Source organism: Chamaesiphon sp. (genome assembly GCF_041737865.1).
Taxonomy (GTDB): domain Bacteria; phylum Cyanobacteriota; class Cyanobacteriia; order Cyanobacteriales; family Chamaesiphonaceae; genus Chamaesiphon.
This window is the reverse complement of record NZ_JBGSQZ010000032.1, coordinates 17,730-35,977: the sequence shown is the minus strand read 5'-3', so window position 1 is coordinate 35,977 and position 18,248 is coordinate 17,730. Positions and strand designations below refer to the sequence as shown.

Here is an 18,248-nt window from a genome sequence, read left to right as displayed (position 1 = left end):
CCCCTTTCTAAGGGGAGGGAGTAGAGCCCCACATTGATAAGGGGGAGTTGGGGGGGTAAGACGGGATTTCGATTGCAATAGAGATTTACTCTTACAATTTCGCTATCAACTATCAACTATCAACTATCAACTGCCTAATTTGCTGCTTCCGACATCTCGATCGTCCGACCATCATAATCCTTAACCAAAAAGTTTAGCGGCTTCTCATTCCGAATTTTGTGCTTGACACCACGAGTTTGAATCCGCATCAATATCTGTTCCAGACACTCTCGATCGAAACAAACGTGTCGCTGGCGATTTTTTTCACCCAGACTAGTCCCAGTGATAACGTGTAGTTGGGAGTTTTTCTTGAGTTGATACCACAATCCTTCCGAACCTTTCATCCCTCTGACGCTGGCTCTACCCATGGGAGCGGCTAAATACATCGGATCGATACCCGCAGTCCCGATCGTCTGCTCGTAGTCATAATAGTAGTGCAACGGGATTTGAGCGATCGGCAGATTCAACAATCCTTCATACAAATCCTGGGCAATTTGGAGATCGGACACCATCACCGTGTATACCTTGGGGGCACTAGAGAGAAACAGCCACATCGCCCCAGCGTAGGCTGCAAGAAGCATCACCATGATACCTTGGGTCGAGAACAGGCTATCTAGAGGCATAAAATCGATAGGGCTAGGATTAGGTATATGTTAACAGTTTGGACTAATAAACTGTCACTGAATCGATCGAAATTCAGCCATTAGCCTAATTTCGATTGAAGAGCGATGCCCAAATTGCTCCTACTCCCTCCCCTTTATAAGGGGAGGGCTGGGGTGGGGTAAAGATCTACGAGCGAATAAAAGACAATCTTAGACAAATGCACGTTCGTCTGGTATGATAAGAGTTCTGTGAATTTTTTCAAACCACATGAAAGCTCAGGAAATTATTCGCTCGATCGAAGCGGAATATCTAAAATCCGATCTGCCTACCCTTCACGTGGGCGATACCGTCCGAGTGGGCGTAAAAATTCAAGAAGGTAACAAAGAACGGGTTCAGCCCTACGAAGGCATCATTATTGCTACTCGTAACGGTGGAATCAACGAAACTATTACTGTTCGTCGTGTCTTTCAAGGTATTGGCGTGGAACGGGTATTCCTGTTGCACTCACCCAAAATTGATAGCGTCAAAGTAATTCGTCGTGGTAAAGTCCGTCGCGCGAAACTGTTTTATCTTCGCGATCGTGTCGGTAAAGCAACTCGTGTCAAACAGCGGTTCGATCGTCCCTTGTAAGGATAATCGATTGCTACTGTGTACGGCAAGTTTGACTAATTTTGAGTGTCCTGACCATAAACTTCAGTTTTATACTATACTGAGTTGCAGGGTCAGGAATATCACTCTAGCAACATACATGCGTCCTTAGTTCAGTTGGTAGAACGTTGGTCTCCAAAACCAAATGTCGGGGGTTCAAGTCCTCCAGGGCGCGTAAATTAGGTCTTAGGCTTTAGGCTTTAGGTTAAATACAAAGAGGGTAGGCTCTACTAATGTAAGGTCATATTTTTACATGAAGATAGTCATCGATCGCTATCTAGATTTCTAAAGCCTAAAGCCTAAAACCTAAAGCCTAAAACCTACAGCCTACAGCCTAAAACCTAAATCCTAAATCCTAAAACCTAAAGCCTATCCTTACAGCCTTCACAGGGGCCGAGCGGACGAACTGCACAGCGAAGCAGGGTCGATCGAGCATTATACTGACAAGTAGCATCACCAATTATCCATTGACCATCGACTAGACTCTGTTCGTCAGGGCGAATTGCCGATTGTACGTACACAGCAACTTTGTTTAACTTGTAACGACCAAACTGTAAGTGATAACGGTGACGACGTTCCAAGACAGTATAAGTCCTGCCATCTACATCGAGATAGTTACCTGGTTGTGGAGTCCAATCCAACTGGATTTTAGCTAGTATTTCTTCCGACTGGGTCAAAATTACTTCGGTGAGTAAAGACTCTGCTTCCCTCATTAAATCTCCATGATGAGCATCGAACCCTATTTTAACGCTTATTTAGGACTAAATTCTCATTCAGAAAACCTAACTCCAGCCATAAGTTAATAACCTTTAACTTATGTAGCCTTTTTGATAACTAGCATCAGAGCCTGCGGTAAAATAAGCTTTGATTCTAAGTTTTAGCAAAACTAAAGCTTTATCGTTGGGAGGAAGATCGTTTATGTCTCATAGCGTCAAAATTTATGATACCTGTATTGGCTGTACTCAATGCGTTCGGGCTTGTCCTACGGATGTATTAGAGATGGTACCCTGGGATGGTTGCAAGGCTCAACAAATTGCCTCTTCACCACGCACGGAAGATTGTATCGGTTGCAAACGGTGTGAAACTGCTTGCCCGACAGACTTCCTGAGTATCCGTGTCTATCTAGGTGCGGAAACCACTCGCAGTATGGGTTTAGCCTACTAATCCCCAGTTGTGACTGGAGACTAAGAGTGCATTATGCTGCTTTTAGTCACTAGTCACTAGGGAATTAGGCTTTAGGCTTTAGGCTTTGGGCTTTAGGTTTTAGGGCATGAATCGAAATTTTTAGTGATTTTCGCATTGGTTGTTATATTCGATCGCCAGTTGGGTAACTATAGTAGTAAAGTGATGTCAAGCTCAACAGTAGTGAGTCTGCCATGAAAACACCAAAACTAAGCTAGCCGTTGCGGGAGAATTAAACTGTATGTGTGGAATTGTTGGCTATATTGGCACTCAACCAGCCCAATCCATTCTAGTCTCAGGATTAGAAAAACTAGAATACAGAGGTTATGACTCCGCTGGGGTAGCAACCATTGTTGAAGGAAATCTCGACTGTATTCGCGCCAAAGGTAAACTGCACAACCTGCGCGAGAAAATAGAATTAGCAACGAGCCACTCACCCATCGGCATTGGACATACACGCTGGGCAACGCATGGTAAGCCAGAAGAATATAACGCCCACCCCCACACAGATACCCAGCGACGGCTGGCGGTGGTGCAGAACGGTATTATTGAAAACTATCGCGAACTGCGCGAAGAATTAAAAAAGCAAGGACATGAATTTCGATCGGAAACTGATACCGAAGTCATCCCTCATCTAATCGCTCAATGTTTTGCAGATGGTGCCGACACCTTGATGGTAGCAGTGCAACAAGCCGTCCACAAATTATCTGGGGCATTTGCGATCGCGGTAATTTCCGCCGACTATCCAGATGAACTAGTTTTAGCCAGACAGCAAGCCCCCCTGGTAATTGGCATCGGCGAAGGTGAATATTTTTGTGCATCTGATACACCCGCGATCGTTCAATATACCCGCACCATCCTACCCTTAGAGAATGGGGAGATGGCACGACTCACCAGAGACGGCGTAGAAGTCTATACCTTCGCAGGCGAGAAAGTAAACCGCACCCCGCGCACGATTACCTGGAATCCTATTGCAGTTGAGAAACAAGGTTTCCGCCACTTCATGGCAAAAGAAATCTACGAACAACCTGCCGTAGTTCGTACTTGCTTGGAAGCATATCTAGATTTAGACTGGACACCAGCAAGTAGTAAATCCCCATTTAAACTCGATTTACCCGCATCCATCTACCAAGATCTCGAAAACATCCAAATCGTCGCCTGTGGCACCAGCCTCCACGCCGGAATGGTTGGCAAATATCTGATCGAAGAACTCGCCCAAATTCCCACCGCGATTCAATATGCGTCCGAATTTCGCTACTCACCCCCACCACTAGTTCCCAATACTCTCACCATCGGCATTACCCAATCGGGTGAAACCGCCGATACCTTAGCCGCCGTCGAGATCGAAAAATCTCGCCGCCAAGACAAAGATCCCAAATACCACTCCCGCCTCCTCGCCGTCACCAATCGCACCGATAGTGCCATCACCCGCGTCGTCGATTGTGCGATCGACACCCACGCAGGTATAGAAATCGGCGTAGCCGCCACCAAAACCTTCATGGGTCAACTGATGGCGTTTTACTTCCTCTCGCTCGACCTTGCCCATCGTCGCGGGACTATTACCGTCGATCGACTATCCGAAATCATCGCTGGTTTGAAAGTCCTCCCATCCCAAATCGAAGTCATCCTAGAAACCCAAGAAAAATACATCGAAGAACTCTCCCATAGCTTCCTCGATACCCACGATGCCATCTTCCTCGGTCGCGGCATCAACTTCCCGATCGCCCTTGAAGGTGCCCTAAAACTCAAAGAGATCAGCTATATCCACGCCGAAGGCTATCCCTCTGGCGAGATGAAGCACGGCCCGATCGCCCTCCTCGATGCTAAAGTACCCGTAATTGCGATTACCATGCCAGGGAAGGTATACGAAAAAGCGATTTCAAATGCCCAAGAAGCCAAAGCGCGAGATTCACATTTGTATGGGGTAGTTGCAGCAAGTGATAAGGATGCAGCGGAAATATTTGACAAGGTTTTACCTGTGCCAGATGTCGATGAATTATTATCACCAGTATTAACAGTTATTCCAATGCAATTGATGTCATATCACATTGCCGCAATGCGCGGATTAGACGTAGATCAGCCTCGTAACCTTGCAAAATCTGTAACTGTTGAATAGTTCAGAGAAAGCCATTTTACAGATTGTGGAAACACAATAAAGTCGCGTAATAACTAATAAAGTTGCGTAATAACTAATAAAGTCGCGTATAATGTCTGTATATGGAAATATCATATGCAGATTTTTTATGCCCAGAAGCAAAAGAGATTGGACAGAGGAGAAACGAGATCGATACATGAAGGAAGGTCGAGGACAGAGAAGTGGTCGAGACTACAAGCCTTGGATTGAGGTTTCGGATTTTTCTTCTAGCGGTCGCGTGTCGAGAGATTTAGGATGGAAGACCAATCGAGCACACTACTTCATGTCTGACGGGGAGACACGGCTGTACTACTTATTTGAGTGGTCAGATCGGATCGTTGATATTCGAGAGCAGTTTCCATTACTCGATCGAGAGTTGTGCTTCAAGATTGCTGAAGAGATGGGGGTTGAGTATCCTAAAGATCCAAAAAGTGGTGCCCCCTATGTATTGACTACTGACTTCTTGCTAACCGTCATCCGTGATGGTAAAAGGGTTGATGAGGCAAGAACATTTAAACCCTCCAAAAGCTTGAACGATAAACGAACCGCACTGAAACTAGAAATAGAGCGGCGTTACTATACCAGCAAAGGAGTTAACTGGAAAATAGTCACGGAAAAAGATCTCCCTAAATTAACGATAAAAAATATTGAATGGATTCATTCAGCTTATCGGCTGGAGGAAAATCAGGGAATGAACAAGGACGACCTTTATGATTTAAGTGCAACATTGAAGTCAAGACTAGAGACAGTTAGTTCGAGCGTCAGTAAAATCACGAAGGATTTAGATGTAGAAATGAATGTTGATGCAGGGACTTCACTCTACTTATTCAAACATCTTCTGGCAAATAAGTTAGTATTAGTTAATATGTCAAATCAAAAGGCACTAACTTCATTATCAACTGAAGATCTAAAATTCAAAAAAGCTGATATTTAGAAATAGAAGCATGTCTACTCACTTATTTGTCAATAATCTAGTCGAATGGTTCTCTGACACTAAAGATAAGAGAATCGACAGAGTACTATGGATTAGCGAAAGCTATGAAATTGCATTCTTGATTGACATCAACGAAGAGAAATCACTTCCTAGACAAGTGTTCATTAATGAAATAGCAGATGCTATAAAATCGAGTGCTGCTATCGTAGTAAAGAAAGATCCTTGGGCTAGACTAATTGTAGATGAACAATTATCAGAAAAAGAGAAATTGCTTAGAGATACTGCTTGGAAAATAATCTCACCGATTGTGGGTCAAGAACCACTTATCTACAATCGTTATCAACGAGGCTCTCTAATCGAACAGGCTGTGGAAAATCATGCAATCCAAGAAGGTAATGATAGACCGAGAATAGCAAGCGTATATAAATATCTTAAAAGATACTGGCAGAGAGGTAAAAATGTAAATGCATTATTACCAGACTATCGAAATTCAGGTGGTAAAGGCAAACAGAAGGTCGCAGGTGATATAAAAAGAGGCAGACCCAGGAAATATGCTAACGATCCTGATATAGGAATTGGAATTAATGTGACGGAAGAGACAAAGATGACCTTCAGAGTCGCAATTTCTCAGTTCTATCATACTTCTAAGAAAAGATCGTTGGTGGCAGCATATGAAAAGATGATCCAAGAATACTATTGTGAAGATGATTTATCTAATTATGATTACTTACACGGGGCTATCCCAATCCAAGATCGAATACCCACATTGAGGCAATTTAAGTATTGGTACGAGTTAGAGTATGGGCAGAACGTAGAAAAAAAGATCAGCACTCGAATTGGAAAAAGAGAATATCTGCAAAATTACCGTCCCATTACAGGTAATTCAACCGCAGAGGTAATTGGGCCTGGTTCTCGTTATCAAGTAGATGCAACCGTAGGAGATGTTTACCTCGTCTCTAGTTACAACCGCAAATGGATTATTGGTAGACCAGTAATTTATGTCGTTATTGATGTATTTAGTCGGATGATTACTGGAGTCTATGTTGGATTAGAAGGGCCATCTTGGTTAGGGATGATGATGGCTTTAGCAAACACAGCTATGGACAAGACTGAATATTGCCAGCAATATGGAATCGATATCTCCGAAGATGATTGGCCTTGTCACCATTTACCAGATGCTATCTTAGGAGATCGTGGTGAATTAATTAGCAAAAATGCAAATATAGTAACTCAAAATCTGAATATTAAGATTGAAAATGCAGCACCATTTAGACCCGATTGGAAAGGTATTGTGGAGAGACGCTTTCGGATTATCAATGAAAAAGTAAAGCCTTTTATCCCTGGAGCGGTTGATATAGATTTTAATCAGAGAGGTGGCCGTGATTATCGGTTAGATAGTAAGCTCGATCTAGACCAATTCACTCAGATTATTATTCAAATGATTCTGCATCATAATAACCAACATATGCTGAAGGATTATCCAAGAACAGTAGAAATGATCGCAGATGAAGTTTTACCTATTCCCGCCCAATTGTGGAAATGGGGAATTATCCATTGCTCAGGCAGACTTAGAACGCTAGATCCCGATATTATTAAACTTAATTTAATGCCGAGAGGAAATGCCACTATCATGGAGGAAGGAATTAAATTCAAAGGTATTTACTATACTTGCGATCGAGCAGTACGAGAGATGTGGTTTTCTAATGCTAGAGCTGGATCTCTATCTAGAGCAGAAAAGAAATTAGAAGTTTCCTACGATCCTCGGAAAACTGATTATATTTACATTCCAGCTCAAGATGGTCGTAGTTTCACTCAATGTATTTTAATAGAGTCACAATCAAAATATGAGAATAAAAACTTGTATGATATTGAGTATTTATTTGCTGAAGAGGAATTGCAACGGCAAAAAAGCGTAAATCGTGAGTTACCACAAACAATAGATTTGAATATAGAAATTGAAAAGATTGTCGATCGAGCAGTTGATATGACTAATGCTGTTCAAGATCCCACCATGAGTAAACGGGCAAGAACTTCTGCGATTCGAGATAATAGAAGTATTGAAAAAGAAAATCGCCGTGAAGAAGAATCGTTCGACTTATCACCTAAAGAAAAAGACAGTAGTAAAATTTCATCGAAGACAGACCCAGATAAATCCAGCTCAATTTCACCTAAACCGTCTCTGCAACCTAACTATACTAATTTATTAAGAGCAAAAAGAGAGAAGAATAAACGTGAAAATAACTGATGACAAAATAATAGCTTCTCAAAATCTCGATCGAAAACATATGGGTGTTGAAGCTATCTATATCGATCAAAAGTTGAGAGAATATAATGAAAACTTATTAATTCAGGCACTACCACCCACATTCGATAACGAAGAATTCATAGATCTTGTCTATGAACAGCCTGAATATAGCGATGATGAAGTTTATCTAAATAAATCGGAACGGTTTCATTGTGTAGCGAGACTATCAAGCTACTTTGATCCCCAGGGTAAAACGATCGAGCTGAATAATAATATTAGCATTTTAATAAAAAGAGGCTATCTCGCCCGTAATCCATTAAAGCCTACTTTTGCATTGAGATCTAGACAAATTTATGGAGCGATTGAGAATTCTAGTGGTAGAGAACTAGAGAGGTATGTCAGTCAGCCAACTTCTGCGTCAGGGTTGACACTAATTGGGCCATCTGGCATGGGTAAATCAACTAACTTACATAAGATACTTTCACTTTACGATCAAGTTATTTTTCATCCTAAATTAAGTACATATCAAATAGTATGGCTAAAAGTTGATTGTCCTCACGCTGGTTCGTTGAAGGGATTGTGTACCGATATATTTATGGCAATAGATAAACTATTGGGTACAACTTATCATACAAAATTCAGTTCCCGTAATCATACAGAAGACTTGATGCTAGCTCAAGTTGCACAGCTTGCTAACACTCATCACTTGGGAGTGCTCGTCATCGATGAAATGCAAAATCTAGTAAATGCGCGTAGACGGAAGGATGACTTACTAAACTTCCTCGTTAAGATGGATAACATCATCGGTGTGCCAGTCATTAAAGTTGGAACGAATGAGGCATTACCGATCTTTCAGGGTAATTTCCGCAATGCCAGAAGAGGCACAGGCGAAGGTAGCGTCATTTGGGATCGAATGCAGAAAGATGATGATGAGTGGGACTTATTTGTTAAAAACTTATGGGAATATCAATGGACAAGAAAGACGGTGGAGCTATCGACTGCGCTAGAAGAAGCTTTCTACGATGAAACTCAAGGTATCATTGATATTGCAATTAAATTATTTAGAATGGTTCAATGTCGAAGTATTGCTTTAGATGGTGATGAAGCTATTTCTGTAGATTTGATTAGGCAAGTCGCAAATGACGGATTACACTTGTTGAAGCCAATGCTAGCAGCAATACGGAATAATGATGAGAAGGAAATGTTACGCTACAAGGATATTGCTCCACTGAATATTTTGGCATATGAGCAGGAATGTCTGAAGAAAATCCATGAATTAACACTGAGAAAAAATAAACAGCTACAGGATCGGAAGATTGATTCTAATCTATTAAGAGCGACAATTGCAGAATTGCTCGAATTAGATGTCTCTCCTCATGTAGCAAAAGAATGTGCAGAACAGGTAATAACGAATAATAAAGCTGAAGCAGATATTAGTGTTCTGGTCAAGCAAGCTTATAAACTCTCTTTGGTAGGATCTACTGGCCATACTTCAGCATTAGTCAAACAACAACATCAACCAAAGAAGAAAAAGGTAGAACCCGCTTATCAAAAAGATGATCTACGCCAAATTGTTGCTAAGGCGATCGATAGTAACACATCTGCCTACGAAGACATCAAATCGGTAGGATTGATTTGTGATCCAGTCGCTGAATACATCAACTGAGATCTTAGCTATGTGTGCTCTCGCTTCTTTTCCGTGTCTATACCCCGATGAGCTTTTGTATAGTGGGTTGGCTAGATACCATATCCGTAGTGGCAATCAAAACTTTCGACAAACCGATTTAGATTTATTTGGCTACTCTTCTCAGCAAGCTTGTCGAGTCACTTTGACTAATAACTTAAAGGGTTTGGTCAAACAAATAGCTCATATCTCGGACTATAGAGTGAGATCGTTAATGGAGCATAATACTCTATATCCATTTTATGCTGCCTTTTTAACCCCGATCGAGACAAGAAAATTAGAGTCTGCAACGATCGAGAAACGTAGTGGCTCGATACTGGAGCAAGCTAGAGTCGATCTGGACAGTACTAGCGATCGCCGAAAACACTTAAAATTCTGCCCTCTGTGTTTAACAGCAGAAATTGAACAATACGGAGAACCATACTGGCATCGGCTCCATCAGATTCCAGGATTGATAATCTGCACTCAACATCGAATTTTGCTGCTCGACAGTAGTGTGCTGATAGATAGTCATGGTGTTCACTATCATGCCGCTAGCCATGAAAATTGCATTGTTGATATAGAGCAGTCAGAACTTGCTCCAGACAGTCTCAAACGTCTACTTGAGATAGCAACCGATCTAGTCGGGCTAGTAGATACGAGAATTAATTTCCGTGGGATGAGGTGGTTGCGAGATCGATATATTGCTGAATTGTGCAAACGAGGATCGGTCAAAAAACTACTCAGGGGAGAGTTTAAATTTGATGAACGGGAGCTTTTCCAATCTTTTCATGATTTTTATGGTGAGGAATGTTTGAACTGGATTGAGCCTCGTTTTGTAGACACTGAGGGTAAGTACCTCATTCATTGCTTGTTCGCAGGAGATTTAGATCCAAAGATCGATCGAGTAGCGCATATTTTAATTATCAGATATCTTTTTGGCTCAATTACTGATTTTGTGATCTCACATTAGTTAGTGTACAAAAACAAGCAACAAACAAGTTTAAGGTACTTCAGCATGAAAATATAGTTTAAAATAGCAACCAAGTACTGATAACGTCAAGCTTAGTAAAATCTCGTAAGTATGACTATTCTCCTCGATCGCATTTCAGAAGAGCGAGATTGTTACCGATCCTGTAGTGAAGAGTTCGGCGATTATTTATTTCCGGTTGAGGGGCAATCGATCGGGGTAGATCACGCACATCCTCTGTATGGCGGTATTTCCCAGATAATTCCAGAATTTCATGAGTCCAACTCGATTGGTATCTTTGGGATTAATGGAAAGCTCAGTGGGGCTTACTCCAAACGATTAAACATCGATGTTGATTCTGTATTGAAGATTCGACTACCGCTGGATCTGTCTAGATCGATCTACAAACTTGCTGGAAAAACTCTTCAAATTCACCAAGACAAAATCTATCTCGGCATTCCTGAGTTAGAACTAATTGTGCCGTCTCAGAGTTTAGATGCTCGAATTGTCACTATCAAAGGTTTTTTAGATGCAAGTACATTAGAGACAGCAGCACAGAATCATCTCGATCGATTGGAGATTGTCGGTAAAGTTCGGGTTTTAACTCGCTCTGATGGTCAGCCGAGATGTCGAACTGTCAGAATTCACAACAAAAAAGTCGTGGGTTTTGCCGTCAGAGTCGAGGGACTTAGCGATCGAGATTCATTACTATTGCAGCAGCAAGGTGTTGGGGGTAGGCGCAAAATGGGTTGTGGCTTATTTACTCCCTGAGATGGCTAAAATTCACCTAGATATTCGCGATCCAAGCATGACCTTTCTCCACCGTGCAGGAGTAGCGGGTTTATTCGTCCAATTAAAATATCTGCAACAGCTTAATCTCCAGCCACCTCACTGTCTAAATTGGTCGCTGACGGCACAAGCTATCGAGTTGGACTGGACAGGAAAAGATATAGATGCACTGCAATGGCTATTTTCACAGTCTTTTCAGATCGATAGTGATGGGCTGATTTACTTCCCCGCGATTGAGCATTCGATGGATTTCCGCCAAAAGCTTGCTATCCACAGAGGCTTGCAAAACAGTTTTCTACAACACCATCAGTTTTTTAAATCTGCTGGTAAGGTTGTCAGGGAGGAGGGCGATCGACAGATACAATATAGATCCTGTGCTAGTTACGAGCATCAAAAAGCGACTAAATTTCTCTGCGATCGACATGGTAATCTTCAGTCCAAACCGATTAAAATTACGGGTTGGATCTATCCAGGTGCCACCGTTCAACATGAATTAGTAAAAGCAACTACACAATTTTCTGAGAGCTTACCGTACTTTTTAGCATTGTTATTTGCTCCACTGGCTTGCGCTCATGTATCGATTTCGTCCAATTGGCAGCAGCAGAAGGTACAGAATGGCATAATCATACCTGAAGTAATCAATTTAGAGAAATGCGATCGGCAATCATTCCACTATTGGGCTAACGGCTGGTCTGACGCAGCACTAAAATTCTTACTAAAAACAACTGTCGTCAATCAGCAGTCTCAAGCTGAGATTCACAGATGTCTAGTAATTCCTTTTGGTAAAGTTACTTGGTCAAAACAGCAGCAAACTCGTCTAGCAGCCGAGACGATCGAGATCGAGACTCAACGTTTAGAGCTTTATCGGACATTCTGTGCGGAATCGAGACAAGACGATCCCCTTTCCCAATTTATTGGAGAAAATCTCATTCGAGGAAAACCTTGGTGGTGGGGATTTGCGGATGTTTTTATTCATAAAAAAGCATACTCAGCTATTATATTTCGTCAAGATCGAATACATGATATGGTAAAAAAAACTGAATGGGATACTGAGTCACAAGAACTATTTGTTAGAGCTTGTCACCAAGGTTTGAGGATAACTTTTGGTAAAATTGGCGGAAAAACAAAAGAGGGTTACTATCCGCAATTTGAGCGAAAAGTCATTCAACTGATATCGAACTTAGAGCGATGTCACAATGCCGCAGCTTTTCGTGACTTCATCAACTCATTCTGGGCAAATGCTGGAAAAATTGAAATTTTACAAGATTCTTGGCAAAAACTATTACCGTTGACAACTGGACAAAGTGACTGGAAAATGGCAAAAAGTCTGTTTTTCCTGGCACTGGCTAGCTACAAAGGGGAAGAAAAACTTCCCGATCCCGATGAACTTCCAGCCGAAGATCCATCAACAGCCATTACAGAACCGGAGGTTTGACATGTTTAATCTTTTTGGTAATATCCTGACTGCTTATGGCGTAGCAGCTAACAATCTTGGAGAAAATGACAGAAATGTATCTAAATTACAAAAACTCCTATGGCATGGCGAAACGCACACTACGGTTTCTGCTGAGGCTATTCGCTGGTCATTACGCTACACTTGGCAACGACAAGGATTGCCAGTAAATCGGGTCTGGAATCCGCTCATACTAGAGTCTAAATGGCAAGATCCTAATTTCGATCCAGACAAATATCTTGATGACGATATTCTGGGCTTTATGCACGCAGAAGCAGCAAAAATAGATGATGCGGAGGAAGATCCTAAAGTACCGCCAATCCCAGCTAAAGGTCGAGCTAAAGGCAAGCCAAAACCTGGTACAGCGGTTAAACGGCGTGGGGCACTTGATGTCACTCCGGCTGTTTCGACTCGACCATTTCACGGCGATGTTACTTTTAATGCTAGAAGTGGTGTAAAAGATCGCAATTCCCTCTATGCTGTAGAACGACATGCAACCTATTATCAGTATGGTTTTTGTCTATCACCTGAGTATCTGCGAGACAAATTTCGCACTCTGGATGTTTTAGATGGCTTAGTCGGTATTGATAAGGTGGCTGGAAATCATGGAAGATTTCTGTTTGATTTTGCGCCTACGAATATCGTGCTGCGCTGGACTCAAGATCTGAACCCTCGACTTCTATACTGTTTCGAGCAAGATGAACAAGAGCAGCTATCGTTACCCGATCTAATTTACAGAGTGGAATCTGGGGATATTAATCCAAAAGAACTCTGGATTGGTGGTCAACTATCTCAGGGATTAGAGAGGCTTGGCGCACATCTTTTCCCTGGTAGTTTGTCAGCCATTAATGCTTTAAAAGAGGTAATAAAAAGGGATTTGGAACTAGAGGCAAAGCCAAAGTGATTAGCTAATGACAATTAATAAAATTGCCTTGCAAGTAGAAGTCCCGATTGCCTGTTTTCGCGATTCTAGAGCGAGAGAGTATATTGCTACTTATCCAGTACCTCCACCCTCAACCGTCTATGGAATGTTATTATCGACAGTTGGCGAGGAGAATAGATTCAGGCATTGTGGCGTGAAATTAGCGATCGCAATGCGATCGGAAACGGCTAAATCCAGGGTTATTCGCAAAGTCCGCAGGTTTAAAGTTGGAGATATTAATTCAGTGAAGAACTCTAAACCAGATTATCAAGAGTTGTTGACAGGGATTAAATTTGTAGTTTGGATCGATGCAACAGCAGATAAATCCTCACCCAATCTTGCCGAACGACTTCACCAGGCAATGACAGATCCAAGTTCGGTCGTCAGATTTGGCAATATTTGTTTGGGTGAGAGTCGCGACTTGGTAAACTCGATCGACATATTCATTGAAAATAGTCAGCAAGGATCGCTAACATGGCTCACTCAGTCTGAATATGGGGAGTTAACTCTACCTTATTGGATCGATCGATTAGGATCTGAACGCACTCGTTGGTTGCGGTATAAATTGATAAAATCTGTTAATTGGGAGCCGCCAGCACTTTCTTGGACACAGATTCAGACTGATTAAAAATGCAAGCACCTGTGTCTGTGAGAGCAGAAGTTGATGAAAAATTACCTATACCATTGTCCCAGTAAGATTTATGGAGTTTTAGATTTAGTGTGGGGTGCTTGAAAATCGTTGCAATCTAGTCGGCAAAAAGCTTGTAGCAGTCATAGTTTAACTAATTTTAGTAAATTTTTGAGAATTGATGGTTTGATCGTCAGAGGTGCTTGTAAAATTGATGATGAAGCACTACTGGTTAAACGTTCTAGCGACTGTCCCTGCATCACAATGAAATGCCGATAGGCGTTGATCACATTCCGCGCTTAGAACCTCCCCGTAGCATCACATCTGCATCACAATGAAATGCCGATAGGCGTTGATCACAACTTATCCGCCCTTGAGTACCTGGAAAATCTAATCCTGCATCACAATGAAATGCCGATGGGCGTTGATCGAAAATAAGGTGTGCATGTTGTGTAAAAACCTATCGATCTGCATCAAAATGAAATGCCAACAGGCGTTACTTCTACTCAGTCATCTCTATTCCTTTATTCCACAACTCTTGCCATTTATAGTTGATACTGCTTACCCCAAAATCTGGTTCTTTTGCAAAAGGTTTATTGACGTACCGAACCTGACACTCATACTCATTCCCCATCTCCCCATCTGGTGTGAGTGGAGATACCCGCACTAATCCGAGAAAATAACGATCGGGTTTGTTCAGAGCCGCTAAAACCTCGTTCTTAGTAACCGTAACTGTCTCCGCACCAGCTATTCGTCCTTTAACTTCAATCAGTCGGAGTTCGCCTGTCTCAGCGATTAACGATTCGATATCCCAGCCGCACTTCTGGGCACTGACATCTTTGGGTTCGTACCCTAGAGCCTTTTCCCGTGTCATTACGGCCGACATGGCTGCTAATTCGACTCGTTTGGTTTCACGGGCAAATAGATTAGGAGTTGTTGGCGTGTCACCTTGTAATTTCTGCAATAAGCCGATTGGGATGATTAACGCACCACCAACAACGATCGGTGGAAGTGGGGACAGTTTGCGCTCTTGCTCTAAATCTGCCAATCTCTTTTGCATTCGATCGGCTAAATCATCGGCTCTAGCTCTGGCTTTGGCTGAGTTGAGTTTGGCGTTAACTTTGCCTTGGACTTCGCGATCGTGTAATTCGATCGCTCGACAATCCCAATAATTAATTTCCTTGGTGAGCCGATCTTTGACTGCTACGAGGGTTTTGTCGATTAGTTCTTCTTTTCGCTGTCTCAATTCTTGAAGATGGGGTGAGACTAGATTGGCGATCGCGTAACTGGTTGCTCGATCTTCGAGATCTTGTCGTAGTCCGAGATCTTTGACGATCGGGGCGATGAGTTGTTGCTCTGGTGCGGTGAGCGGACGATAATCTAGGTAAGGTGCATAACCAGCACTGTAGGCGTTACCCGTCTCATCAATTTCTACATATTGCATCCGGCGGGAAACCACTCGTTGTCGCCCGTCTGGGGTGGTACGGGCATCTTGGATGGAATGATCTAGATAGACTAGCGATCGCACTGTCTCCTCGGTATCGTTAGGATCGACGAGGATGGCACCTTGTTTGAGTAAGTCTCGGTATTTTTCTAAGATTAAATCTAAGGTAGCGTCTAATAATGGATGTCCAGGGCAGACAAAAGTAGCGATGGGCTTACCTGACATAGAGATCGCTTCTTTCTCGAAACAGATGCGTTCGTAGCGGGGTAACAATGGTGTGCCAATACCGCATTGTCTGTCTCGCTGGCGGATACTAGATGGAACGTGGGTAATTTCATAGCGGTTGGATTCCCGTTGACGAATAGTGCCGCCTAAGTGTCCAAATGCTTTTAGGAAGAAGGATGCAATAAAATGAGGCTGAAGTTTACGGGCTTGCGCTCGTTCCATGTCAGCGCGGATTTTCAGCACCTTGGAGGCATCGATCGCATCCCGCGCCAGTACCCGTTCTTCGAGCAGTTGTTGAAGTCGATTGTGGTCTAATTTGTCTGCTACTACCCGATCGAGTCTGGCTTTTACTTCTGGCTCTTCACCGTACCGAATTGCTTCGATTAACAATTCTCGCAATTCCTTACCCGCGATCGCTTTACCCAAGACATCAAATACTTGACCGCCGAGAGCCTTCTGTTCGGCTTCTAGCTTGACTAAGAGAGATCGATAGACATCCCCTTCCCTGGTTTCATCGGCAACTAGATTCCATAGGTGACAGACTTCCGTTTGTCCGATCCGGTGAATCCGTCCGAATCTTTGCTCCAAGCGGTTGGGGTTCCACGGTAGGTCATAATTTACCATTAGGTGCGCCCGTTGCAGGTTAATCCCTTCTCCAGCGGCATCTGTAGCGACTAATACCTGAACTGTGACATCTTGTTTAAAACCAGCTTCCGCTTTTTTGCGATCCTCTCTACCCATTGCGCCGTGGATAGTTACGACTGCATCGGGATTACCCAGCAAATTACCAATCCGTTCGACTAAATAGTTGAGTGTATCCCGCTGCTCGGTAAAGATGACTAACTTGCGACGATATCCACCAGCATCAAACATTTCTGCCTGATTTTGCAACAGGCTGGAGAGTTCTTCCCACTTACGATCGGTACCACTACGACGGACTTTGAGAGCTAGTTTTTCTAGTTCTTCGAGCAGAGCAATTTCTGTTTTAAGTTCGGCAATAGTTCGAGCTGCGGTGGCGAGATCGACTACTTCTGATTCGGTTTGTTCTCGTTCTTCACTGGCGATATCCTCAAAATCATCATCGATATCTTCTAGATCGAGCGATGGATAAAACTCTAGCTCTAAATTATGCCCTCGTTTGAGTATTTCTTCTTCACGCAACCGTTTTTGGAGTCGTTCTTTCCGGCGGCGGAGAGATTGATAGATCGCTTCAGGTGAAGAAGCTAATCGGCGTTGGAGGATCGTCAGGGCAAAGCCGACGGTACCTTTTCTACCTTCACTGGTGAGTGTTTCGGCGCGGTTGAATTCTTCTCGCACGTACTCCGTCACCTTGCGGTATAGTTGCGCTTCTAAGTCTGACAGTGGATAAGCGACAGTATGCGAGCGACGTTCGGGGAATAGCGGTTTACCATCAAACTTCAATAGATCTTCTTTTACTAACCGTCGCATCAGATCGCTAGTGTCAGCAACGTGAACCCCATCTCGAAATCGACCTTCAAATCGATCGCCATCCAATAAGGCTAGAAATAGTTGAAAATCTTCTTCCTTACCATTATGTGGGGTGGCAGTCATCAATAGAAAGTTACGAGTCTGGCTGGATAATAACTTACCCAGCTTGTAGCGTTTAGTTTCTTTAATCTCGCCATTGAAGAAAGAAGCCGACATTTTATGCGCTTCATCGCAGATAACTAGATCCCAATCAGTCTGTTTTAGTTTCTCCTGAAGGTCATCATTCCGACTGAGTTTATCTAGTCTGGCAATTACGAGCGGCATTTCATCGAAGGGATTACCCGTTCGGGCTGATTCGATTCGATCGTTACTTAAAATCTCAAAGTTGAGATGAAATTTTTGATATAGTTCTTCTTGCCATTGAACCGCTAAACTACCAGGACAAACAATCAAACAGCGTTGCAGATCGCCCCTGATTAATAATTCCCGAATCAGTAACCCAGCCATGATCGTTTTACCCGCACCTGGATCGTCTGCAAGCAAGAATCTCAACGGTTGACGGGTGAGCATTTCTCCGTAGACGGCGGTGATTTGGTGGGGGAGAGGATCTACTAGTGACGTATGAACCGCTAACAATGGATCGAATAAATGAGCTAACCTAATCCGTTGGGCTTCCGATACCAGTCGTAGTAAGCCACCATCTCCATCGAAACTCCACGGTAAGCCCTCGGTAACGATGTTAATGGTACTTTCATCATCTCGCAGTTTAAGAGTAACGTGGGGATGACCTTGATGGTCTTTGTAAGTTAATTCCACAACGTCGCTACCGTGCCATTTTACGTCGATGATTGTGACGTTTTGGTTGGGTAAAATACCACTAACGATCGCACTGCGGGTCAGGTCTTCTAGTCTGGTCATAC

14 protein-coding genes, 1 tRNA gene and 1 CRISPR repeat array are annotated in these 18,248 nt (G+C 42.9%); of the genes, 12 read left to right on the top strand and 3 right to left on the bottom strand.

The window, feature by feature from the left end; genetic code table 11:
- Window positions 1-134: 134 nt before the first annotated feature.
- Window positions 135-662 (bottom strand): glyoxalase-like domain protein, encoded by a 528-nt coding sequence (locus tag ACEW9J_RS02410; protein WP_373543552.1) that lies wholly within the window; start codon window positions 660-662, stop codon window positions 135-137.
- A gap of 247 nt (window positions 663-909) precedes the next feature.
- Here ACEW9J_RS02410 and rplS point away from each other — a divergent pair, with 247 nt between their 5' ends.
- Window positions 910-1,272, top strand: a complete 363-nt coding sequence (gene rplS, locus ACEW9J_RS02405) for a 50S ribosomal protein L19 (RefSeq protein ID WP_373543551.1) — start codon at window positions 910-912, stop codon at window positions 1,270-1,272.
- Between the two features lie 120 nt (window positions 1,273-1,392).
- Window positions 1,393-1,465 (top strand) — tRNA-Trp (locus ACEW9J_RS02400).
- A 187-nt stretch (window positions 1,466-1,652) separates the two neighbouring features.
- On the opposite strand, the gene ACEW9J_RS02395 is transcribed toward ACEW9J_RS02400, so the two are convergent.
- Window positions 1,653-2,003, bottom strand: a complete 351-nt coding sequence (locus ACEW9J_RS02395; RefSeq protein ID WP_373543550.1) for a DUF6464 family protein — start codon at window positions 2,001-2,003, stop codon at window positions 1,653-1,655.
- A 205-nt stretch (window positions 2,004-2,208) separates the two neighbouring features.
- Between ACEW9J_RS02395 and psaC the strand changes: the two genes are divergently transcribed.
- From psaC to cas5, 10 genes are all read left to right on the top strand, one after another.
- Window positions 2,209-2,454 carry a photosystem I iron-sulfur center protein PsaC gene (gene psaC, locus ACEW9J_RS02390; RefSeq protein ID WP_295620893.1) on the top strand — a complete coding sequence of 82 codons (246 nt, stop codon included), beginning with the start codon at window positions 2,209-2,211 and terminating at the stop codon, window positions 2,452-2,454.
- Between the two features lie 259 nt (window positions 2,455-2,713).
- Window positions 2,714-4,588: a glutamine--fructose-6-phosphate transaminase (isomerizing) gene (glmS, locus tag ACEW9J_RS02385; RefSeq protein WP_373543549.1), complete on the top strand. Its 1,875-nt coding sequence runs from the start codon at window positions 2,714-2,716 to the stop codon at window positions 4,586-4,588.
- A gap of 127 nt (window positions 4,589-4,715) precedes the next feature.
- Window positions 4,716-5,540, top strand: coding sequence for a TnsA endonuclease C-terminal domain-containing protein (locus tag ACEW9J_RS02380; protein ID WP_373543548.1), 825 nt, complete (start codon window positions 4,716-4,718; stop codon window positions 5,538-5,540).
- A gap of 10 nt (window positions 5,541-5,550) precedes the next feature.
- Window positions 5,551-7,785, top strand: coding sequence for a Mu transposase C-terminal domain-containing protein (locus ACEW9J_RS02375; RefSeq protein ID WP_373543547.1), 2,235 nt, complete (start codon window positions 5,551-5,553; stop codon window positions 7,783-7,785).
- Window positions 7,772-9,451, top strand: coding sequence for an ATP-binding protein (locus tag ACEW9J_RS02370; RefSeq protein ID WP_373543546.1), 1,680 nt, complete (start codon window positions 7,772-7,774; stop codon window positions 9,449-9,451). Before ACEW9J_RS02375 ends, ACEW9J_RS02370 begins: the two co-directional genes overlap by 14 nt.
- Before the next feature lie 10 nt (window positions 9,452-9,461).
- Entirely contained in the window at window positions 9,462-10,421 is a 960-nt protein-coding gene (locus ACEW9J_RS02365) for a TniQ family protein (RefSeq protein WP_373543545.1), read from the top strand.
- Between the two features lie 111 nt (window positions 10,422-10,532).
- Window positions 10,533-11,189 carry a type I-MYXAN CRISPR-associated protein Cas6/Cmx6 gene (gene cas6 / locus ACEW9J_RS02360; protein WP_373543544.1) on the top strand — a complete coding sequence of 219 codons (657 nt, stop codon included), beginning with the start codon at window positions 10,533-10,535 and terminating at the stop codon, window positions 11,187-11,189.
- Entirely contained in the window at window positions 11,170-12,642 is a 1,473-nt protein-coding gene (gene cas8a1, locus ACEW9J_RS02355; protein ID WP_373543543.1) for a type I-MYXAN CRISPR-associated Cas8a1/Cmx1, read from the top strand. The genes cas6 and cas8a1 overlap by 20 nt, the downstream gene beginning before the upstream one ends.
- A 1-nt stretch (window position 12,643) precedes the next feature.
- Window positions 12,644-13,564, top strand: a complete 921-nt coding sequence (locus ACEW9J_RS02350; protein ID WP_373543542.1) for a type I-B CRISPR-associated protein Cas7/Cst2/DevR — start codon at window positions 12,644-12,646, stop codon at window positions 13,562-13,564.
- A gap of 7 nt (window positions 13,565-13,571) precedes the next feature.
- On the top strand, window positions 13,572-14,210 hold the full coding sequence (gene cas5, locus ACEW9J_RS02345) for a type I-MYXAN CRISPR-associated protein Cas5/Cmx5/DevS (RefSeq protein ID WP_373543541.1): 639 nt from the start codon (window positions 13,572-13,574) through the stop codon (window positions 14,208-14,210).
- A gap of 254 nt (window positions 14,211-14,464) precedes the next feature.
- Window positions 14,465-14,712: a CRISPR direct-repeat array (repeat unit 34 nt; unit sequence CTGCATCACAATGAAATGCCGATAGGCGTTGATC).
- Here cas5 and ACEW9J_RS02340 read toward each other — a convergent pair.
- Entirely contained in the window at window positions 14,713-18,246 is a 3,534-nt protein-coding gene (locus ACEW9J_RS02340) for a helicase-related protein (RefSeq protein WP_373543540.1), read from the bottom strand.
- Window positions 18,247-18,248 lie beyond the last annotated feature (2 nt).

Bases quoted from the DNA above. Each gene is read 5' to 3' on its own strand.
- glmS (WP_373543549.1), top strand. From the start codon at position 2,714: ATGTGTGGAATTGTTGGCTATATTGGCACTCAACCAGCCCAATCCATT.
- ACEW9J_RS02375 (WP_373543547.1), top strand. From the start codon at position 5,551: ATGTCTACTCACTTATTTGTCAATAATCTAGTCGAATGGTTCTCTGAC.
- ACEW9J_RS02395 (WP_373543550.1), bottom strand. From the start codon at position 2,003: ATGAGGGAAGCAGAGTCTTTACTCACCGAAGTAATTTTGACCCAGTCG.
- ACEW9J_RS02350 (WP_373543542.1), top strand. From the start codon at position 12,644: ATGTTTAATCTTTTTGGTAATATCCTGACTGCTTATGGCGTAGCAGCT.
- ACEW9J_RS02410 (WP_373543552.1), bottom strand. From the start codon at position 662: ATGCCTCTAGATAGCCTGTTCTCGACCCAAGGTATCATGGTGATGCTT.
- ACEW9J_RS02340 (WP_373543540.1), bottom strand. From the start codon at position 18,246: ATGACCAGACTAGAAGACCTGACCCGCAGTGCGATCGTTAGTGGTATT.
- cas5 (WP_373543541.1), top strand. From the start codon at position 13,572: ATGACAATTAATAAAATTGCCTTGCAAGTAGAAGTCCCGATTGCCTGT.
- psaC (WP_295620893.1), top strand. From the start codon at position 2,209: ATGTCTCATAGCGTCAAAATTTATGATACCTGTATTGGCTGTACTCAA.
- cas6 (WP_373543544.1), top strand. From the start codon at position 10,533: ATGACTATTCTCCTCGATCGCATTTCAGAAGAGCGAGATTGTTACCGA.
- ACEW9J_RS02380 (WP_373543548.1), top strand. From the start codon at position 4,716: ATGCCCAGAAGCAAAAGAGATTGGACAGAGGAGAAACGAGATCGATAC.
- ACEW9J_RS02365 (WP_373543545.1), top strand. From the start codon at position 9,462: ATGTGTGCTCTCGCTTCTTTTCCGTGTCTATACCCCGATGAGCTTTTG.
- rplS (WP_373543551.1), top strand. From the start codon at position 910: ATGAAAGCTCAGGAAATTATTCGCTCGATCGAAGCGGAATATCTAAAA.